At 66.6% G+C, this 18,631-nt stretch carries 21 protein-coding genes; 7 read left to right on the top strand and 14 right to left on the bottom strand.

Annotation, left to right across the window (positions count from 1 at the left end):
- The first annotated feature begins 5 nt into the window (after nt 1-5).
- Nucleotides 6-284 (top strand): hypothetical protein, encoded by a 279-nt coding sequence (locus A5730_RS12465; RefSeq protein ID WP_067900431.1) that lies wholly within the window; start codon nt 6-8, stop codon nt 282-284.
- Between the two features lie 23 nt (nt 285-307).
- Here the strand turns inward: A5730_RS12465 and A5730_RS12460 are convergent, their stop codons facing one another.
- The 11 genes from A5730_RS12460 to A5730_RS12410 all read right to left on the bottom strand — a co-directional run bounded on the left by A5730_RS12460 (nt 308) and on the right by A5730_RS12410 (nt 10,963).
- Entirely contained in the window at nt 308-1,072 is a 765-nt protein-coding gene (locus tag A5730_RS12460) for a mannan-binding family protein (RefSeq protein ID WP_067900428.1), read from the bottom strand.
- A gap of 17 nt (nt 1,073-1,089) precedes the next feature.
- Nucleotides 1,090-1,668, bottom strand: coding sequence for a tetratricopeptide repeat protein (locus A5730_RS12455; RefSeq protein WP_369829874.1), 579 nt, complete (start codon nt 1,666-1,668; stop codon nt 1,090-1,092).
- Between the two features lie 123 nt (nt 1,669-1,791).
- On the bottom strand, nt 1,792-3,051 hold the full coding sequence (locus tag A5730_RS12450; protein ID WP_067900422.1) for an MlaD family protein: 1,260 nt from the start codon (nt 3,049-3,051) through the stop codon (nt 1,792-1,794).
- Nucleotides 3,048-4,247, bottom strand: a complete 1,200-nt coding sequence (locus tag A5730_RS12445; RefSeq protein WP_067900418.1) for an MlaD family protein — start codon at nt 4,245-4,247, stop codon at nt 3,048-3,050. Before A5730_RS12445 ends, A5730_RS12450 begins: the two co-directional genes overlap by 4 nt.
- On the bottom strand, nt 4,244-5,353 hold the full coding sequence (locus A5730_RS12440) for an MCE family protein (protein ID WP_067900598.1): 1,110 nt from the start codon (nt 5,351-5,353) through the stop codon (nt 4,244-4,246). Before A5730_RS12440 ends, A5730_RS12445 begins: the two co-directional genes overlap by 4 nt.
- 26 nt (nt 5,354-5,379) lie before the next feature.
- Nucleotides 5,380-6,426: an MCE family protein gene (locus tag A5730_RS12435; protein ID WP_067900414.1), complete on the bottom strand. Its 1,047-nt coding sequence runs from the start codon at nt 6,424-6,426 to the stop codon at nt 5,380-5,382.
- The gene (locus A5730_RS12430; RefSeq protein WP_067900411.1) at nt 6,419-7,474 is read right to left on the bottom strand and encodes an MlaD family protein; all 1,056 of its coding nucleotides are present in this window, start codon (nt 7,472-7,474) and stop codon (nt 6,419-6,421) included. Before A5730_RS12430 ends, A5730_RS12435 begins: the two co-directional genes overlap by 8 nt.
- Entirely contained in the window at nt 7,471-9,054 is a 1,584-nt protein-coding gene (locus A5730_RS12425; RefSeq protein ID WP_067900408.1) for an MlaD family protein, read from the bottom strand. Before A5730_RS12425 ends, A5730_RS12430 begins: the two co-directional genes overlap by 4 nt.
- A gap of 7 nt (nt 9,055-9,061) precedes the next feature.
- The gene (locus A5730_RS12420) at nt 9,062-9,925 is read right to left on the bottom strand and encodes an ABC transporter permease (RefSeq protein WP_067900405.1); all 864 of its coding nucleotides are present in this window, start codon (nt 9,923-9,925) and stop codon (nt 9,062-9,064) included.
- Nucleotide 9,926: 1 nt separating this feature from the next.
- Nucleotides 9,927-10,766: an ABC transporter permease gene (locus A5730_RS12415; protein ID WP_055399362.1), complete on the bottom strand. Its 840-nt coding sequence runs from the start codon at nt 10,764-10,766 to the stop codon at nt 9,927-9,929.
- On the bottom strand, nt 10,763-10,963 hold the full coding sequence (locus A5730_RS12410) for a hypothetical protein (RefSeq protein ID WP_067900404.1): 201 nt from the start codon (nt 10,961-10,963) through the stop codon (nt 10,763-10,765). The genes A5730_RS12415 and A5730_RS12410 overlap by 4 nt, the downstream gene beginning before the upstream one ends.
- A gap of 108 nt (nt 10,964-11,071) precedes the next feature.
- On the opposite strand from A5730_RS12410, the gene A5730_RS12405 reads away from it, so the two are divergent.
- The 5 genes from A5730_RS12405 to A5730_RS12385 all read left to right on the top strand — a co-directional run bounded on the left by A5730_RS12405 (nt 11,072) and on the right by A5730_RS12385 (nt 14,868).
- Complete coding sequence (locus tag A5730_RS12405; protein WP_067900401.1) at nt 11,072-11,674, top strand: TetR family transcriptional regulator; 603 nt, start codon at nt 11,072-11,074, stop codon at nt 11,672-11,674.
- A gap of 56 nt (nt 11,675-11,730) precedes the next feature.
- Entirely contained in the window at nt 11,731-12,012 is a 282-nt protein-coding gene (locus A5730_RS12400; protein ID WP_067900398.1) for a phosphoribosyl-ATP diphosphatase, read from the top strand.
- Nucleotides 12,013-12,014: 2 nt separating this feature from the next.
- Entirely contained in the window at nt 12,015-12,872 is an 858-nt protein-coding gene (hisG, locus tag A5730_RS12395; protein ID WP_067900394.1) for an ATP phosphoribosyltransferase, read from the top strand.
- 119 nt (nt 12,873-12,991) lie between these two features.
- The gene (locus A5730_RS12390) at nt 12,992-13,501 is read left to right on the top strand and encodes a hypothetical protein (RefSeq protein WP_055399370.1); all 510 of its coding nucleotides are present in this window, start codon (nt 12,992-12,994) and stop codon (nt 13,499-13,501) included.
- A complete protein-coding gene (locus A5730_RS12385) occupies nt 13,498-14,868 on the top strand; it encodes an FAD-containing oxidoreductase (protein WP_067900391.1) in 1,371 nt (456 codons plus the stop codon). The genes A5730_RS12390 and A5730_RS12385 overlap by 4 nt, the downstream gene beginning before the upstream one ends.
- Nucleotides 14,869-14,872: 4 nt before the next feature.
- Here A5730_RS12385 and A5730_RS12380 read toward each other — a convergent pair whose 3' ends face one another.
- Both A5730_RS12380 and A5730_RS12375 read right to left on the bottom strand, forming a co-directional pair.
- Nucleotides 14,873-16,126, bottom strand: a complete 1,254-nt coding sequence (locus A5730_RS12380) for a DEAD/DEAH box helicase (protein WP_067900388.1) — start codon at nt 16,124-16,126, stop codon at nt 14,873-14,875.
- Between the two features lie 266 nt (nt 16,127-16,392).
- Complete coding sequence (locus A5730_RS12375) at nt 16,393-17,277, bottom strand: RecB family exonuclease (RefSeq protein ID WP_067900384.1); 885 nt, start codon at nt 17,275-17,277, stop codon at nt 16,393-16,395.
- A gap of 73 nt (nt 17,278-17,350) precedes the next feature.
- On the opposite strand from A5730_RS12375, the gene trmI reads away from it, so the two are divergent.
- Nucleotides 17,351-18,193, top strand: a complete 843-nt coding sequence (gene trmI / locus A5730_RS12370; RefSeq protein ID WP_067816056.1) for a tRNA (adenine(58)-N(1))-methyltransferase TrmI — start codon at nt 17,351-17,353, stop codon at nt 18,191-18,193.
- Between the two features lie 53 nt (nt 18,194-18,246).
- Here trmI and A5730_RS12365 read toward each other — a convergent pair whose 3' ends face one another.
- Nucleotides 18,247-18,546 carry a DUF503 domain-containing protein gene (locus A5730_RS12365; RefSeq protein WP_067900381.1) on the bottom strand — a complete coding sequence of 100 codons (300 nt, stop codon included), beginning with the start codon at nt 18,544-18,546 and terminating at the stop codon, nt 18,247-18,249.
- Nucleotides 18,547-18,631 lie beyond the last annotated feature (85 nt).

Below are 18,631 nucleotides of genomic sequence, written 5' to 3'. Positions count from 1 at the left end.
CAGAGTTGAACCGCATCGCCGATATCGCCACCGACATTGTCGCCGAAGCCGTCAATGTCACGGTCCTGCACGTCCGGCGCATCGTCGGGGCGCTGGGTACCGCGGTCGACCGCACGAAGCGCGAGGTCGGCGATTTAGCCTGGGACTACGGCGATTTGGCGGCCAGCGTCCGTTCCTCGGCCCGCCGCAGCCGCGCGTCCGCCAGGGACGACGGCCAGGTGACGCACGGCGAGTGCGGCGCCGACGTGATATCGATCGATCGGCGTCGTCGAAAGGCCAACTGAGACAACGCCCATAGGTGCAGGCCCTAGACGCGCAGCACGGAACCCAAGGCGGACAGCAGGATATGTGCTTGCACCGTGCCCCCGTCCATGAACCACTGCATGGCGCCTGGCGTGAAGTTGAGCGGCTCGTCGTGAGCCACGGGGTAGTCTGGCATGTACAGGATCAATTCGTCCGGCGTCAACGCCCAGGCCTTGTAAGCCCCGGAGTAGACCTTGTCGGGAGTCCAACGGTCGAGGACGAACGGGTAGGTGCCCGGATCATGCGGTGGGGGCGCCTGATTGAGCGCCGTCTCAACGAACGGCGCGGCCACCGGCGGGATGGCGGTCAGCGGGTTTGACGTTGTCAGGTCGGCCAGCTGCACCCGACGGCCGCTTGCCATGTCGAATGTGAAGGTCCGGTAGGCGTTGTTCGGCTTTGGCCCGTCGGCGTGGTAATCCTCGTGGAACACCGCGCTGAGCAGGTTGCCGTGCCGGAACACTTCGAAGTTCTCCTCGCCGTAGCTGTCGGCGGCCATGCTCGCGTTCGCCGTCTTCCAGTTTGTGACCAGGGTTTTCAGGTAATCGCGCACCACCGGGCCGGTAGTCGGGTTGTCGACCAGGTCTGGCACCGCGACCTTGATGTCCCGCACGGCTTTGCGTTCCGATGTGACCGAGGTGTGGCAGTACTGGCCGTCCCAGTCACCGCCCAGCTCCCCGCAGAATGAGGGAGCGGAGGCGCTTGCCGGGACGGCGGTGGGAATCGTTGTGGCAACGACCAATACGGCTGCGATCGACAATTCCTTGAGCATCACATCACCCCGTCGGCTCAGAGGAGCTGGACTTTACTTGCCCGCCAGCGACCGTCGACCTTCTCCATGGTCATCTTGATCCTGCTGCGGTCGATGCGCGGGTCGGGAGCGGCGGTATTGGTGACGGTCTGGTCGATAAAGACCAGCACGACAACCCTATTGGTGGATGCCGACTGAACCGCCGAGTCCACCACGACGCCGTGCGCGGTCGCCTTGTTATCGATCAGCAGCTGGCGAAGTTTGACGCTGGACTGGGTGTACATGTCCTTGAACTCGCCGGTCGCGCCGTCGAGAACCTGCCGAAAGTTGTCATCGACCTTGTTCGAATCGATGCTCGTCAGCACCTGCGCGTAGGCGATGGCCGCCTGTTGGGCCTGCTCGCCCGCCAGCCTGACTTGATGCTCTTGCCACTGCCGCCAGCCGAGGAACCCCGAAAGGGCAAGCGAGGCAATGAGCAGCATCGGCAGGGCACCGCGGCGCAGGTATTGCTTCCAGGGGCGCTTGCGGCGCTCGGTATCGGGGCGCTTGCGCTTGAGCAACGCGCCCTCGTCCTCGCCCTCGCCCGTGGTCGTGTCGTCGAGATCGTCAGCGCGCACCTCGTCGGTGACGTCCGATGTTGCGGCGCCCGAGTCCGCTTCGGCTTGCGGGTCGGCCTTTGGGTTCTTCTTGGTGGTCACGGCCACGATAATCTCCTAGGGATCGGCTCGAATGGTCGGGGTTCAGTGGGGTGGTTCGATCGGCAGAGGCGGGCCACCGTAGGGGGTGGGAATGGTGTAGCGGCCCCTCGGGGTCGGATCTGTGCGCGCGCCCAGGTCCGCGCCCGGCGGCGGCCCGGCGGTGTCGTCGCCCCCGGGCCGGGGCGCGTTCTTGGCGCCGCGGATGGAGACGGCGGGGTCGTCGTCCCGGCAGTAGGTGTACATGAACGGTTCGTAGTAGTCGGCGGCCGAGGAGGGGTGCGACGGTGTCCCGTAGTCGCACACATAGCGGGGGTAGAGGTCGGCCGTCGCCCACACGCCGTGATCGTGGAAAGTGCTTGCGACGGCGTCCAATACCGATCCGCGGTAGTCGGGGAACAGCGCGTTGAGTGCGGGCACCCGCACATAGAGCAGCTGCGACATGGTGGCCATGCTGCCCAGCAGCTGCACCATGGTGTCGGAATTGTCGGTGAAGAGATTGTCGACGGCGGACAGGGTGCGCGGCGTCTGCTCGGTCAACCGCCGATACCCGGCCTGCATCCGGGCCACGCCGGTGAGCGTCTGGTTGAGTTCCCTTGCGGCAGCGCCCAAGCCGGCGTTCTTGTCGTTTGCCAGGGTGAGAACGACCCGGCTGGTCTTGATGATGCTGGTGGTCTGGGGCAGCACCGAATCGAGCGTCGAAAGCAGGAACGTGCCGCCGTCGACAATGGCGGTCAGCTTCGCCGGGCCTTCCTTGCTCAAGCTCAATTCCTTCTTGATCAACTCGATCTTGTGGGGGTCGACTTGGGCCAACAGTCCGTCGGCGTCACCGAGCAACTGCGCCAAGCTGATCGGGACGGTGGTGTGGTCCAAGGCGACGAGGCTGCCGTCGCGCAGATACGGCCCGGCATCCGAGGCGGCTTCGAAGTTGATGTACTGCTCGCCGGCCGGCGAGAGCGCGGACACGTGGACGACGCTGTTCGCCGGGATCCGCACCGTCGACGCGATGCTGGCCACTGCGTTCACACCGTTGTCGGTGATCTGCAACGACTCGACACGACCAACGCGCACTCCGCGCAGCGCGACGTCTTGATTGGGGAGCAGGCCGCCCGAGTCCGGCAACTGCACGGTGACGCGGTAGGACGAGGCGAACGGCTTCACCCGCAGCGCGCCGATGAGCAGGTAGGCGGTCGCAACGACCAGGATGAGCACTAAACCGGCCACCGATAGCCAAACCTGTTGCCGATGACCGGTGCGTACCGCCCGGACGATGAGGTTGGCGAAGTCGTCGATGGCGCGGGTCATGGGTTCGGTCCTGGCGGGGGCCCGGGGGCGACGTCGATTTGACCCGGGATGTTCGGGTCCGGAATGACCGGAACCTGCGGTGAGTTCGGGCCGCGGCCGACCACCCGCTCCTGCAGACGCCACAGCGTGTATTTGAGCGTGCCGACGAGCAGGTTCACGTTGTAGTGGTGTGGTCCGTGCAGCCCGATGTCACCGGGGAAACCGATATCGGGGATCGACCCGAGCATGATCTTGTCGACGCCGACGTTCACCGAAATCGAATTGCCCGCCGTGGATTTGACCAACGCGGGTATCAGCCGGTTCAGCGCGAGCCAGCTGGTGTCCGGGCTCACCGCAACGTCGTTGGCGGCCGCGGCGACGGTGTTCAGGTCGCGGATCAGGCTACGGCCGCTGGTGTCCGTCCCGCCGATCGAAGGAAACCTGGCCAGCAACCGGGACGTGTCACCCACCTGCACAGCCAGGTCGGCCAGCTGGGTGGTGTTGCCGGCCAGGGCCGAAGTGGCGGGACTGGCGGCGCCGACCAGGTCGCTGATGGTTTGGTTCTTGGCGTCGAGTTCGTCGGCCAGGCGCGACAATTGGGTCAATGCGGTGGTGATCTGATCCGACCGGGAATCCAACCGCCCGAGCAGCTCGTTGGACTTGCGGATCATGTCGCCGAACGCCTGGCCCTGGTCACCGGTTGCCTTGCCGAAGCCGTTGATGATGTTGGTGAAATTGCGAACTGCCCCGCCGTTCACCAGAATCGCCGCCGAGCTCAGCACGGACTCGACGGTCGCCGCCGCCGCGGTCGAATCCAGGCCGATGGTGTCCCCGTCCTTCAACGGCGGCCCGTCCGGATCGCCCGCGGCCGGCGGCTTCAGCGCGACGAACACGTCGCCCAACGGTGTCGCGGTGCGCAATTCGGCGGTGCTGCCGCGGGGCAGTTGCACGCCGTCGCGGATGCGCAGTCGCGTTACCGCGGTGTAATTGCGAGCCACCATCGATTCGAGCTGCCCGATGTCGGCGCCGGCGAGCTTCACCTTGGCGTTCATCGGCAGGTTGAGCGCATTGGAGAAGACGGCGTTGAGCGAATAGCCTCCGGACCCCAGCCCCGGGGCCGGAAGAGGCAGGCTGGCAAGGCCGTTCGTGGCGCATCCCGCGGTAACCATGGCCGCGGCCGCCGCCGCCAGCGTTCCCCGCATACCCGCTGCCATCATTTCTGCCCCATGGCGGCCATACCGTCCAGCACATAGGTCAACCCGAAGTCGGGACCGAAATCCTGGATGGTCCCGGTGCTGCAGCCGAGTTGCCGAAGGCCCATGAGGTTGCAGATCTCTTTGGTGTACTGACTGTCGAAAAGCAGCCGATCGGTGAGGAATCGAGCACGCACGCTGCCGTTCGCACGATCCACCATGTTGTAGGCGTTGTCAGCCACCAGCGGGGCCAGATCCAGAAGCTCGGCCAGGTCGCGCCGCTGGTCGGTCACCATCTGCAGCGTCGCGTTGCCGTTGAGCGCGGACTGCTTGATGTTGTCGCGGTTGGCGTCGAGCAGGTCACCGGCGCGCTGGATCAGTTCGTTGAGCCTGCGGCCGGTGCTTCCGGTGCCGATGTCCTCGTCGGCCATGATCTGGCTGACTTGGTGGATGGTAGAGGCGAATTCGCGCAACTTCGTGTCATTGGCGCTCACGGCGTCGAACAGCGTGCTGATGTTCTTGACGATCGTGGTGATCTGCTCGCGAGTTGTCGCACCGCGGTCACTGGACAAGCGCAGCGCCGTGGACAGTTCACCGAGCGCCGCTTTGATCTTCTCGCCGTTGCCTTTCACCACTTCGGTGCCGCCGCCCAGCACGTCGGCGATCGGACCGCCGCCGTGGCCGTCGCCCTCGAGTGACTTGGTCACCTTGTCCAGAACATTGAGAACGCTGCTGAATTCGACGGGCGTCTTGGTCCGGGGCAATCCGATGGTGTCGTGGTTCTGAAGGGCCGGTCCGCCGCGATACGGCGGTGTGAGTTCGATCTGACGGTCGGTGAGGATGGAGGTCGACACGGTGACCGCTTGCGCGGTGGCGGGAACCTTGACGTGGCGGTCGACGGTGAATTCGACTTCGACGTAGCCGCCCTTGGCGGTGATCTTGGTGATCTTGCCGACGGGCATGCCCAGGACCGCCACCGCATTGCCTTCGTATAGGCCTGAGGCGCTGTCGAATTGGGCGGTCAGGGTAATGCTGTCCTCGTCGGACCCCAGGTACCACCAACCGGCGCCGATCGCTCCGGCGATCACCGCGACGGCGACGGCGACGGCAAGTACCTTGGTGCTGAGCACGTCCGCGTACCTGTTCGCCCGGCGCCTCACTGGCAGTCCTTGAAGTACTGGATCATGCCGAACTGCTTGGCGCGGCCGCTGATTGCGCACATCCACGAGTCGATCAACGGAACGTTGGGGGCGTTGAAGTTGATCGCGTTGCCGTCACCGGTGAGGTTGGCCGCCTCGCGGAAGAAGATCGGGCTGGTCTGCAGCATGCTGTGCAACAGGTCGTCGTGTTGGGACATCAAGTTGGTGAAGTCCCGCATGTCCTTGAGCAGCGATTCCAGGCCCGAGCGATCGTTGACCACGACCTGACTCATGGTGTCGACAAGGCTGGACAGGGATCGCATCATCGCGTGGAAAACCGCTCGCCGCGCGACGAATTGGCCGAGCAGGTCTTGACCCTGATCGACCAGATTGCCGATGCCGGCCTGCTGGCGCCGCAGCGTGTTGGTCACCTGCTCGGTGCTGCGCAACAGCTGTCCCAGTTGGTCCCGTCGGACCGCGATGATCGAGGACAGGGTGTGGATGTTTGAGACCGCCTGCGGCACAACGGAGGGTAGGCCCTCCAGCTGCTTGCCGAGTACCGCCAGCGATTGCGCGAACCTGTCGGAGTCGACCTGCTCGAATGTTGTGCTGGCGTCCTGCAATGCGGCCTGCAGGTCGTAGGGGACTTCCGTGTGCGCCAGGTCGAAGGTGTTGTCGGGCAGGCGGCCCGGGCCGTTGGGTTCCAATGCCAGGTAGCGCGAGCCCAGGATGGTGGTCACCTTGATCTGTGCCCTGGAGTCCTTGCCCAGGGCGATGTTGTCCCGGACCTTGAGCCCCGCCTCGACATGGTCGCCAACGAGTTTCATGCTCGTGATGTTGCCCACCGGAATGCCCGCGACCACGATGGGGTTGCCGGGCCGGAGCGAGGCGGCCTGCAGGAACTCCGCGGTGTAGTGCCGGTAGCCGGCGCCGAGGGCGTGCACGAGCAGCATGACCCCGATGACCACCGCAACCACGGCGACGGCGATGAACCCGAGCCACGTCTTGTTGTAGCTTTCCAGCGGACGCTTCCTCATCCGCTCCCACACGGACGCGTCAGCCATCGGCCGTGCTCCTGCATCTCGGGCTGTGCCACGCCTTGTTACCCGGCGTGGCGGCGTTGACGATGATCGGCACGACATCGTTGAGGCCGGGGAAGAACCCCATGAAGTTCACGTCGCAGACGTAGGCGTTGCCGTAGGCGCCCTGATTGCCAACCCGGGTGAGTCCCTTGAGCAGCAGCGGTATGTTGTCGCCGAAGAACGCGACCTGCGGTTCGACGTCCATGAGGTGTTTGGTGACACCGGGCTGGCGGTCGATGAACTCGCGCAGCGCCGGGTACACGTCCGCCGCGGACGTCGACAGCCGCCCGGTCACCCGAGCCAGGGAACCCACCGAGGCAACCAGTTCCGGCCGGCGCACGTCGAGCTCGCCGACGATGCTGCGGGTCTCGGTGATCACGCCGTCGAGGTCGTCGTTTTGCCGGGCGAGGTTGCCCATAACCTTGTCGAGGCTGGTGATCACGCCGCCGAGCGCCTGATCTCGGCCCGCGAATGTCTCTGTGAGAGTGGAGGTTTGGCCGACCAGCGTGGCCAGCGAAGACGTGTCGCCCTGCAGGGACGCAATGATGCCCTTGGTGAGGTTGTCGGCGTCGTGGGGGTTCAGCAGGCTGAACAACGGTTCGTAACCGTTGAGCAGCGTGGTGACGTCGAAAGATGGTTCGGTGCGGTCCAGCGGGATGGTGCTGCCCGGTGGCAGCAGTTCCGGGCTGCCGTCGGTGCCCAGTGACAGTCCGAGGTAGCGCTGGCCGACGATGTTCTGGTATGTCACCGACGCGAGGGTGTTGCCGAACAGCCGCTGGTCCTGCTGCACCACGAACCAGACCTTCGCCAGTTTCCCGTCCAACTCGATCTTTTCCACCCGACCGACGCGGACTCCGGCCATGCGGACGTCGTCGCCTTCGCGAAGCCCGTACACGTCGCTGAACACCGCCGAATACTTGGCGGTATTGCCGGCCACGTCGCGCCGCAGGCTCACGTACACCAGCCACGTGAGCGTCACCGAGACGACCATGAACAGGGTCAGGGCGATGAGTGGGCCGCGAAACTTCATTTGGCCTCCCCGGCCGGATGCGCGAGCGACACCGTGGTTCCCCGGGCGAGGGGACCCAGCAGCAGCTCGGTGGCTTCACTCGGAGGACCGCCGGTGATCACCCCCAACATGGTGCGTTCGTACTGGCTCCCAACGGGTCCCACATTCCCGCCGAAATGGGGGACGCCGAACGACGCCTGGGGAATCCAGGGCGCCTTGGGTGCCACCGGCGCGACCCACGGTTCGTGCGGTTGCGGCGTCGCGGGCGCCCCGGGCGAGGGGTTATCGGGGTTCGCACTCCCGGGCACGGGCGGCGACGGCGTAACCCCGGCGGGCAGGGGAGGGTTGGGATCGGACAGGTTGGGATTCGGGTTGATCAGCGGTGGGCCCACGGCGACGAGGTTGCCGTCGGGACCGATGACCGTGCCGGGGGGCGGCGCCAGATCCTTGGGCGGCTGATAGTTCTGCGGCAGCAGCACTTCGGGCAGATCAGGGCGTACGGGGACCAGCGGTGCGGTAAAACAGCTCGGTCCCTTCAGCTCGCCATAATGCGGACAGTCAGCACGCGTGTAGGTGGAGCTGGGCGTGAACGTCAGCATCGCGCGCATGTTGCCAAGGTTCGTCCGTGGGTTCCACACCTGCTCCATGAACTGGGTCGCCAGGTTGTCCAGCTTGACCACCGCGGGCACGAAGTTGTTCGACTTTTGCGCCAGCACCCCGAGCACGGGGGTGAAATCGGTGGTGATCTGGATGAGTTGGTCGATGTGGTTGCCGAACGACTGGCGCGTTGTGCCGACCGTGTACTCGGCGCCCGAAAGCAGGGTGGCCAGCTGCCCCCGCGTCTCGGCGAAGGTCCGCATCGGCTCGACGGCCTGGTGCAGGGCGTCGAGTAGGTCGGGGGCCGTCTGGGCAAGCCCGGTTGTCGCATCCAGCAGTGCGGATACCGTCGACGGGCCGGTGTCAGTGCTCACGATCGAATTGAGTTGATCGAGAAGGCGATTCAATTGGGCGCCGGCGTCCAACAGGGTGACGCGGCGGTGGTCGGTGGCGGCGCCCAGCGCGGCCAGAATCCCGACGGAGCGGTCGTCGCGGCCACGCCCCGCCGCGGCAAGCACATCGCGTAACTTGCTCACTGTCGTCTGAAACAGGACGGTCGGAAGCCGCTTGTCCTCCGGAATATGGGCGCCGCCACGGATTTTCTCGCCGGAGCCCCCCTGGTTGGGGGAGCCCACCAACTGAACCGACGACACGGCGAAGACATTGCTGGGCACCACCCTTGCGGTCACGGTGGCCGGAATCGACTTGGCGAATTCCTCTTTGAGGTCGATGTGGACATAGTTGGGCTTGCCATGCGCTGCGGGCACGACGCCGTTGACCGAGCCGACCAACACGCCGTGGTACTTGACGTCGGACTTTTGCGGAAGGCCGTCGCCCACGTTGACCAGATCGGCGACCACTCGCACGTAATCATCAAATTTTCCAGTGGATTTCACCAACATGCCGGTGGTGAGCAGGGCGCTGGCAACGACGACCGCAATGCCGATGGCGAACAGCTGGCGGTCAGACGGGCCGCGTCCGTCCAGCTCAAAGGAATTGGGCATGGTCCACCTAGCCGCCGAACCGTGCGCCGGAGTCTACGCCCCAGAGCGCCATGGTGAGCAGCATGTTCACGATGATCACGACGGTGATGCTTGCCCGCATCCCGTGCCCCGCGGCCACCCCGACGCCTTCCGGGCCGCCGCTCGCGTAATACCCGTAGTAGCACTGGATGGTCGATGCGATCCAGACGAAGATGACGGCCTTGATCAGGGAATAGACGATGTCCTGGCCGGCCAGCATCAGCGTGAAGTAGTGCAGGTAGGAACCGGTCGATCCGCCACTGCTGATTCCGACGACCAGCTGAGTGCTCAGGTAGCCGATCGCCAGGCACGCGGCGTACAGCGGGACGATCGCCACCACCGATGCGATCAGCCTCGTGGTCACCAGGTAGGGGATCGGGCGGATGGCGATCGATTCCATGGCGTCGATCTCCTCGGCAATGCGCATGGACCCCAGCTGGGCGGTGAATCGGCAGCCGCCCTGCATGGCGAAAGCCAGCGATGCCATCAGAGGCGCGAGCTCGCGCGTGTTGACCAGCGAGGAGACGAACCCGGTCGCGGGTCCGAGCCCGAGCAGATCCAGGAAGTTGTAGCCCTCGATGCCGACGAGTGCGCCGACCGTCATGCCCAGCACGACGGCCACCCCGGCGGTGCCGCCACCCACGACGATCGAACCGTTGCCCCAGGTGATGTTCGACAACAACCGCAGGAACTCGCCGCGGTATTGCCGCAGCGCCAGCGGCACGGCGACCGCGGCCCGGACAAAGAAGACCAGCAGATGGCCGAGCCGGATGATCGGCACCTTGCCCCTGCGATAGAGCCGGACCAGCGGGACTGAAATCGGTGCCAGGGGCTGGTACGCGGAAGCGGTCACGTCACAGCCCCGTCCTGGGCGACAACATGATGTAGAGCTGGCTGATGGCGACGTTGACGATCATCAGCAACAGGATCGCCTCGACGACCGCCGCGTTCACCGAGTTGGCCACACCCGTAGGTCCGCCCTTGGTGGACAAGCCTTTCTGGCTCGCCACGATGGCCACGATGGCGCCGAACACGATTGCCTTCAGCAACGCCAAGATCATGTCGCCGGTCGTCGCGAACGAGGCGAACGTCGACACGAAGCTGCCCGGCGCCCCGTTCTGGAAATACACGTTGAACATGTAGCTGGCGAAGAATCCGGCGAAGCACACCACGCCGGTGAGGGCCACGCCGATCATCACCGCGGCGGCCAAACGGGGGACGACCAGCCGGCGGATCACCGAGACGCCCATCACCTCCATCGCGTCGGTTTCCTCGCGCATCTTCCGCGAGCCCAGGTCGGCGGTGATGGCCGATCCGACGGCCGACGCCATCAGCACCGCGGCCACCAGCGACGCCCCCTGCCGGATGACCGCGAGCCCGCTGGCCGCCCCGGCCAGCGACGTGGCCCCGACCTGCCCGGCCAGCAGCGCGAACTGGATGGAGAGGGTGACGCTGATCGGCAGTGACACCAGGATCGTCGGCAATACAGCGGTGCCGGCCATGAATGCGCCCTGGCGGACAAACTCTTGCCACTGGAATCGCCCGGTCAGCAGGTCGACGAAGAAGTATTGAGCGGTGCGCACACCCAGAACGAACTGCTCGCCGACCGTCGTCAGCGAGGCGACGGGGTGGCGTTTGACGTAACCGACCGACCAATCCCGAACGGCGCCGACACCGTCAACTTGGGTCGTCATACGGGCGTGATCCGGGGTGCGCCCAGCAAACTCATGGCAAGGGTCATCGCGTTCCAGCCACCGCTTCCATCGGCCCTCTTTCCACCCCCGAATTCCCAGGCGCCGAGCAGGCGACTCCCGACGCCTTCGATGGCAATCTTTATTAAAATAATGTCAACAAGGTTCAAAATCCTGCAGTTCATCGGCGTGGGCTGCATCACACTAACCTACTTGATAGGGACTTTCAATAGTGTAGAGTCACTCATCTGAAATCACCGCTGGGCGGCGCCGCGGTGGTGGACGGTCGTATCGACGAAGGTGATGGCATGCCCTCAGCAAACAACGGCTCGCTGCGGGACAGGCGGCGGGCCGCGCTGTTGTCGCAGATCCAACAGACCGCGCACCGGCTGTTCGCCGAGCGCGGGTTCGAGGCGGTGACGACGGAGGACATCGCCGCCGCCGCCGGCATCTCCATCAGCACCTATTTCCGGTACGCGCCCACGAAGGAGGGCCTGCTGGTCGATCCGGTCCGGGAGGCGGCCGCCGAGATCGTCGGGTCCTACAGCGCACGCCCGGCGCACGAGTCGCCCGTCGAAGCATTGATACAGCTGTTCGTCACGCGCGCGAAGGATGTCAGCGCAGTCGGCGACCTCGATCCATGGCGCCACGCCGTCGCAACCGCGCCTCACCTGCTGAGCAAATCCGTGTTGGTCAGCGAAGCCGACCACGACAAGCTGATCGAGCAGGTGGCATACCGGATGGGTGTCGACACTGCGGTCGACATCCGGCCCGCGTTGTTGGTCCACACGAGTTTGGCCACAGTGCAATTCGTCCTCGATGGCTGGCTGAACCCGGATATCGCTGCCGGCGCGCCTTTTCACGTGCAATTAGAGGAAGCGTTGCGGCTTACCCTCGCCGGATTCGACTGACCGGGCGGCCCGAATCGGCGGCCGAGCGAAACTGCCGTGACTTTGCTTATCGCCGCGTGACACAATCGCTGGCCGTGAAGACCTTTGAGGAGCTGTTCGCCGAACTGGGGGAGCGTGCCCGCACCCGACCCGCCGGCAGCGCCACGGTCGCCGCGCTCGACGGCGGCGTCCATGGGCTGGGCAAGAAGATCCTCGAGGAGGCCGGCGAGGTCTGGCTGGCCGCCGAACACGAACCCGACGATGCGCTGGCCGAGGAGATCAGCCAGTTGCTGTATTGGACGCAGGTGTTGATGATCGCGCGTGGCTTGTCGCTCGACGACGTCTACCGGAAGCTGTGACGATGCTGCGAGTAGCGGTTCCCAACAAGGGCACGCTGAGCGAGCCGGCCAGCGAGATTCTCGCCGAGGCCGGCTATCGGCGGCGCACCGATTCCAAGGACCTCACCGTCATCGACCCGGTCAACCAGGTCGAGTTCTTCTTCCTGCGGCCCAAAGACATTGCGATCTATGTGGGTTCGGGGCAGCTGGATTTCGGCATCACCGGACGGGATCTGGTCCGCGACTCGGACGCCCCCGTGAAGGAACGGCTGGCGCTGGGTTTCGGGTCGTCGAGTTTCCGGTATGCCGGCCCGGCCGGCCGCAATTGGACGACGGCCGACCTGGCGGGCAAGCGGATCGCCACCGCCTACCCGAACCTCGTCCGAAAAGACTTGGCGGAGCGCGGTATTGAGGCAACCGTCATCCGGCTCGACGGAGCGGTGGAGATTTCGGTCCAGCTCGGCGTGGCCGACGCCATCGCCGACGTGGTCGGCTCGGGGCGCACGCTGAGCCTGCACGACCTGGTGGCCTTCGGCGATCCGCTGTGCGATTCGGAGGCGGTGCTTATCGAGGGCGCCGACCCCGACGGCCAGGACGGGACCAGGGGCGCGCGCGACCAACTGGTGGCCCGGATTCAGGGTGTGGTGTTCGGCCAGCAATATCTGATGCTCGACTATGACTGCCCGCGCTCGGTGCTCGAAAAGGCCACGGCGATCACGCCGGGACTGGAGTCACCGACCATCGCGCCGCTCGCCGACCCGGACTGGGTCGCCATCCGCGCGCTGGTGCCGCGTCGGGGCGTCAACGAGATCATGGACGAGCTGGCGGCCATCGGCGCCAAAGCGATTCTGGCGTCCGACATCAGGTTCTGCCGGTTCTGACCGAACGGGTGCGCTGTCGGCGGCTGTGTTAGCGTCCGCCTAGGGCTGTTCGCCCGTGTCACTCCCATGGGCCGCCATCCCTTACCGTTGCCGGGCTGTTCGTCCCCAGGAGGGTATACGTGACACACGCGCTTGTTCTGCTGCTGGCTTTACTGATCGGTGTCGTCGCCGGGTTGCGTTCGCTGACGGCTCCCGCCGTGGTCGCCTGGGCGGCCTACCTCGGTTGGCTCGACCTGCATGGCACGTGGGCCTCCTGGATGGCCAACATCATCACGGTCATCGTGTTCACCGTTCTCGCGGTCGGCGAACTGGTCAACGACAAGCTGCCCAAGACACCGGCCCGCACGGCGCCACCGATCTTCGCCGCCCGGATCATCATGGGCGGCCTGGCCGGGGCGGCGCTGGGCGCGTGGCCGCACTGGACGTTCACCGCGCTCGGGGCCGGTGTCATCGGTGCGGTGCTCGGCACCCTCGGCGGCTACCAGGCACGCAAGCGGCTTTCGGCCGTGGCCGGCAAGGACCTGCCCATCGCGCTGCTGGAGGACGTGGTCGCGATCGTCGGCGGGTTCGCCATCGCCGCGGTGACGGGTCACGTGCTGACGGAATACATCCTGACGGCGGTTAAGTGACAGAGCATTTCGACGCCGTCATCGTCGGCGCCGGCCAGGCCGGCCCACCACTGGCGGGGCGGCTGACGGCGGCCGGGCAGCGGGTCGCGCTGGTGGAGCGCAAGCTGATCGGCGGCACCTGCGTCAACACCGGCTGCATTCCGACGAAGACGCTGGTGGCCAGCGCGTACGCCGCCCACCTGGCGCGCCGCGGCTCCGACTACGGGGTGGCGACCGGACCGGTCAGCGTGGACATGGCGAAAGTCAAGGCGCGCAAAGACGAGATCATGCTGGGCGACCGCAAGGGCATCGAGGACTGGTTGGCGGGCATGGACGGCTGCACGGTGTTTCGTGGGCACGCCCGTTTTGCGGACCCTCACACGTTGCGCGTCGACGACACAGTGCTGCACGCCGACCGGATCTTTCTCAACGTCGGTGGCCGTGCGGTGGTGCCCGACATCCCGGGACTCTCCGACGTCGAGTTCCTCACCAATGTCTCGATCCTCGAACTCGATACGCTGCCAACGCATCTCGTCATCCTCGGCGGCAGCTACATCGCGCTGGAATTCGCGCAGATGTACCGGCGCTTCGGTGCGCACGTGACCGTGGTCGAAAGGGGTTCGCGGTTGGCCTCTCGCGAGGACGAGGACGTGTCCGCAACGGTCCGCGACATCCTGGAGGGCGAGGGCATCGACGTCGTCGTCGGCGCCGATGACGTCCGAATCGCCAAGACCGGCAACGGTTTTGAACTCACGCCCAGTGCGGGCGCCGCCCCGATCGCCGGGAGTCACCTGCTGGTGGCCGTGGGCCGCCGGCCCAACACCGACGACCTGGGGCTCGATGCGGCCGGTGTGCAGACCGATGCCCGCGGCTACATCGTGGTCGACGACCAGCTCAAAACCAACGTCGGCCACATCTGGGCGATGGGGGATTGCAATGGCAGGGGCGCCTTCACCCACACGTCCTACAACGATTTCGAGATCGTCGCCGCGAACCTGCTCGATGACGACCCGCGTCGGGTCAGCGACCGCATCACCACTTATGCGCTCTACATCGACCCACCGCTGGGGCGCGCCGGCATGACCGTCGATCAGGTCCGCGCGTCGGGACGCAAGGCGCTGGTCGGCAAGCGGCCGATGACCCGAGTGGGTCGGGCGGTGGAAAAGGGTGAGACGCAAGGCTTTATGAAGGTGGTGGTGGACGCCGACACCCGGGAGATCCTGGGGGCGGCCATCCTCGGCGTCGGCGGCGACGAGGCCGTCCACGAGATCCTGGACGTCATGTCGGCCAAGGCGCCCTACACCACGCTGGCCCGCACGATGCACATCCACCCCACCGTCAGCGAGCTGATTCCCACGATGCTGCAGGAGATGACCCCGCTGCAGTAACTCGCTACCGCGATGCGGTGGCGGGGCGACGGGACCGCCGTCGCCTGCTGCGCGCGGCCGTCGGCCCCGGCCGGTGCACCGGCGGCGGCGCGATGACCTCGCGGGGCGCGGCCTGCCCGGCCAAGACGCCGATGACGGGTGAGGCCGCGGTGACCTGCTGGGCTTTCGCGCGGATGGCCGCCTTGCGCATCATCGATTCGGTGTCCCGGCGTTGCTCGGGCAGCGCGATGGTCACCACGTCGCCGGCGGCGCGCGGCCCGGACCGATGCAGGTAGGCCTTGTGCTCGGCGGGCGGGTCGACGTGGACCACCAATCCGACATTGTCCACGTGCACGCCGCGGGCGGCGATGTCGGTCGCGACCAGCACTCGCGCGTGACCGGCCGCGAACGCCGCCAGGTTGCGGTCGCGCACGTTCTGGGACAGGTTGCCGTGTAACTCCACCGACGCGATGCCCGATTGGGTGAGCTGGCGGGCCAGCTTGCGGGCCTGGTGCTTGGTCCGCATGAAAAGGATTCGCCGGGAGTCTCCCGCGGCCAACCGGTGCACCAACTCTCTCTTGGCCTGCGGCCCGTCGACACAGAAGAGGTGATGTGTCATCGCGGGAGTCTCCGACACCGGTTCGGCGACCGATCGCGTCACCGGGTTGGAGAGGAATCGCTTCACCAGGGTGTCGACGGCGGCATCGAGGGTCGCCGAGAACAGCATCCGCTGGCCGGCCGCGGGCGTGGCCGCCAAGATGCGGGTGACCGTGGGCAGGAAGCCCAGATCCGCGAGGTGGTCGGCCTCGTCGATGACGGTGACCTGCACCCCGCTCAGGTCGACAAGTCGTTGCTTCATCAGGTCTTCGAGGCGGCCCGGGCAGGCGACGACGATGTCGGTGCCCGACTTCAGCGCGGCAACCTGCCTGTGCTGCGGCACCCCGCCGAAGATCGTGGCAACCCGCAGGCCCCGAACGGCGGCAAGCGGCTTGATGGTCGCGGCGATCTGTGTCGCCAGTTCGCGGGTGGGCGCCAACACCAGGCCGGTCGGTTTGCCCGGTCGCCGATCACCGGCGTCGAGCCGGCTCACCAGCGGAATCGAAAACGCCAGCGTCTTACCGCTACCGGTCTTGCCGCGCCCCAACACATCACGGCCGGCAAGCGTATCCGGCAAGGTTTCGATCTGGATCGGGAACGGCCGCTGCGCGCCAAGCTCGGCGAGCGCGTCGACCAGCGGTGGGCTCACCCCGAGGTGAGCAAAAGTGTTGTCTTCCAGCATGTTTCAAAAAGTCCTAAGCATCGGTGGTAGCGAGATTGCCCTGATGGCAACATCGATCGCCGCGACTCGAGGCTGTGCGGGGTGCACCTGGTCATCTCGGACTCGGCGCCCCGCGGGGATCTGAGAAGAAATAACGAATCGATCACGACGTGCCGGCAAGCCGTTCGGCGCCAACCTTGATAGCAGCTTAGCGCATTCGACGGTGGGTCGGTTAACCGGCGGCCGAGCCGAACGAGACCTTCGTCACATCGCTGAGCGGTGACCGCTCACGCCGCCGGCTGGGTCGGGTGTGAAACCGCTTGCGCGAGTACGTCGTTCGGCCAACCCGGGTAGGGCGGCGGCGTTCCGCCGAACAGCGGGCAGTACTGCTGGTGGGGGCACCAGTCGCACAACCGCGACTGGCTGGGCCGGAAATCGCCCGTCTGCCCGGCGGATTGGATGGCCCGCCAGATCGCCGTCAGGGTCTTCTCGAAGCGCAGTAACTCGTCGTGGTCCGGCGAGTAGTCCAGCACCTGCCCGTCGGCGAGGTAGATGAGCCGCAGCCGGGTGGGTGGCACGCCGCGCGTGCGCAGCAGCGCCACCGCGTAGAACTTCATCTGGAACATCGCCTTGAACTCGGCCAGGGCCCGCGCGGCCGGCGGCGCCTTGCCGGTCTTGTAGTCGACCACCCGCAGCTCGCCCGTGGCCGCGACGTCGATGCGGTCGATGAAACCGCGCAGCAGCGTGCCGTCGGCGAGCTCGACCTCCACGCGCTCCTCGCAGCACTGCGGGTCGAAGCGGGTCGGGTCCTCGAGCCGGTAGTAGCCGGACAGCAAATCGCGGGCCTCGGCGAGCAACTGGCCGCGTTGCTCGGCATCGAATTCGCCGACCAGTTCGGGCGCCGCCGCGACCACCTGGTCCCAGGCCGGCTCGATCAGTGACAGCGCGGTATCGGGACCCCGCTGCTCGGCCGGCAGGCCGTAGAGGTGCTGCAGGGCGGCGTGCACCACCGAGCCACGCAGCTGGGCGACGGACGGCGCCTCCGGCAGCCGATCGATCGCGCGGAACCGGTACAGCAGCGGGCACTGCTTGAAGTCGGCGGCCCGCGAGGGGGACAGCGCCGGTTTCGAAGCCGGTCTGGAAGCCGGCCGCGGCAGCGGCTGGTCGGTCATGTCCGCAGCGTAGAACCGGGCCCCGACAACCCCGAGCACCGCCCGCGGCGAGTCGGCTGGCACGCTAGACGGCGTGTCCGCAACCGGCCCGTTCACCGTCGGGGAGCGCGTACAGCTCACCGACGCCAAGGGCCGGCACTACACCATGTCGCTTACGCCCGGCGCCGAATTTCACACCCATCGCGGCTCGATCGCCCACGACGCGCTGATCGGGCTGGAACAGGGCACGGTGGTCAAGTCCAGCAACGGAGCACCGTTTTTGGTGCTGCGCCCACTGCTGGTCGACTACATCATGTCGATGCCCCGCGGACCGCAGGTCATCTACCCCAAGGACGCCGCGCAGATCGTGCACGAGGGCGACATCTTCCCGGGCGCGCGCGTGCTGGAGGCCGGGGCCGGATCGGGGGCCCTGACCTGCTCGCTGCTGCGCGCAATCGGGCCCGACGGACGGGTGGTCTCCTACGAGCAGCGCCCCGACCACGCCGAACACGCCCGGCGCAACGTGTCGGTGTTCTATGGCGGGCCGCCGGACAACTGGGAGCTGATCGTCGGCGACCTCGCGGACTCCGATCGGCCCGATGGCTCGTTCGACCGGGCCGTGCTCGACATGCTCGCGCCGTGGGAGGTGCTCGACGCGGTGTCGCGCCTGCTGATCCCCGGCGGCGTGCTGATGATCTACGTGGCCACGGTGACCCAGCTGTCGCGGGTCGTGGAGGCGCTGCGGGCCCAGCAGTGCTGGACCGAACCGCGGTCGTGGGAGACGCTGCAGCGCGGGTGGAACGTCGTCGGCCTGGCTGTCCGGCCGCAGCACTCGATGCGCGGGCACACGGCCTTCCTCGTCTTCACGCGCCGGCTCGCGCCGGGCGTAATCGCGCCCGCGCCGTTGGGGCGCAAACGCGAGGGCCGCGACGGTTAGTGGCGATCGCAAGCGCGGCGTTGCCGGGCGCGGCGGGTCGCCACCATTAGACCTCAGCCTTCGTCGTCGCTGCGGCGCAGGCCGCGCCGCGCCGACAGCAGCTCGAACTCGGGGTGGGCGGCCACCAGTCGTTCGGCCGCGTCGAGGACGTCGACGGCGTGGCTGCGGTCGCCCGACGCCAGGGCCACGCCGATGCCCGCGCGTCGATACAGGTCGTGGGAACCCGTCTCGGCCGCCGACACGCTGAACTTGCGTTGCAGCTCCGCCACGACGGGGCGGATGATCGACCGCTTCTCTTTGAGTGATCGGACGTCGCCGAGCAGGACGTCGAACTCGAGCCAGCCGATCCACATGCCGCGGCTCAACCGGGTGGGCTCGGGGACGGACTCGGCTCCGGGGCGGGAGCCGGGGCCGGTGCGGGAGCTGTCTCTTATACAC

Source organism: Mycobacterium sp. ACS4054 (assembly GCF_001667275.1).
Classification (GTDB): Bacteria; Actinomycetota; Actinomycetes; order Mycobacteriales; family Mycobacteriaceae; genus Mycobacterium.
The sequence above is the reverse complement of the archived record's forward strand: the minus strand, read 5'-3'. Positions and strand labels throughout refer to the sequence as shown.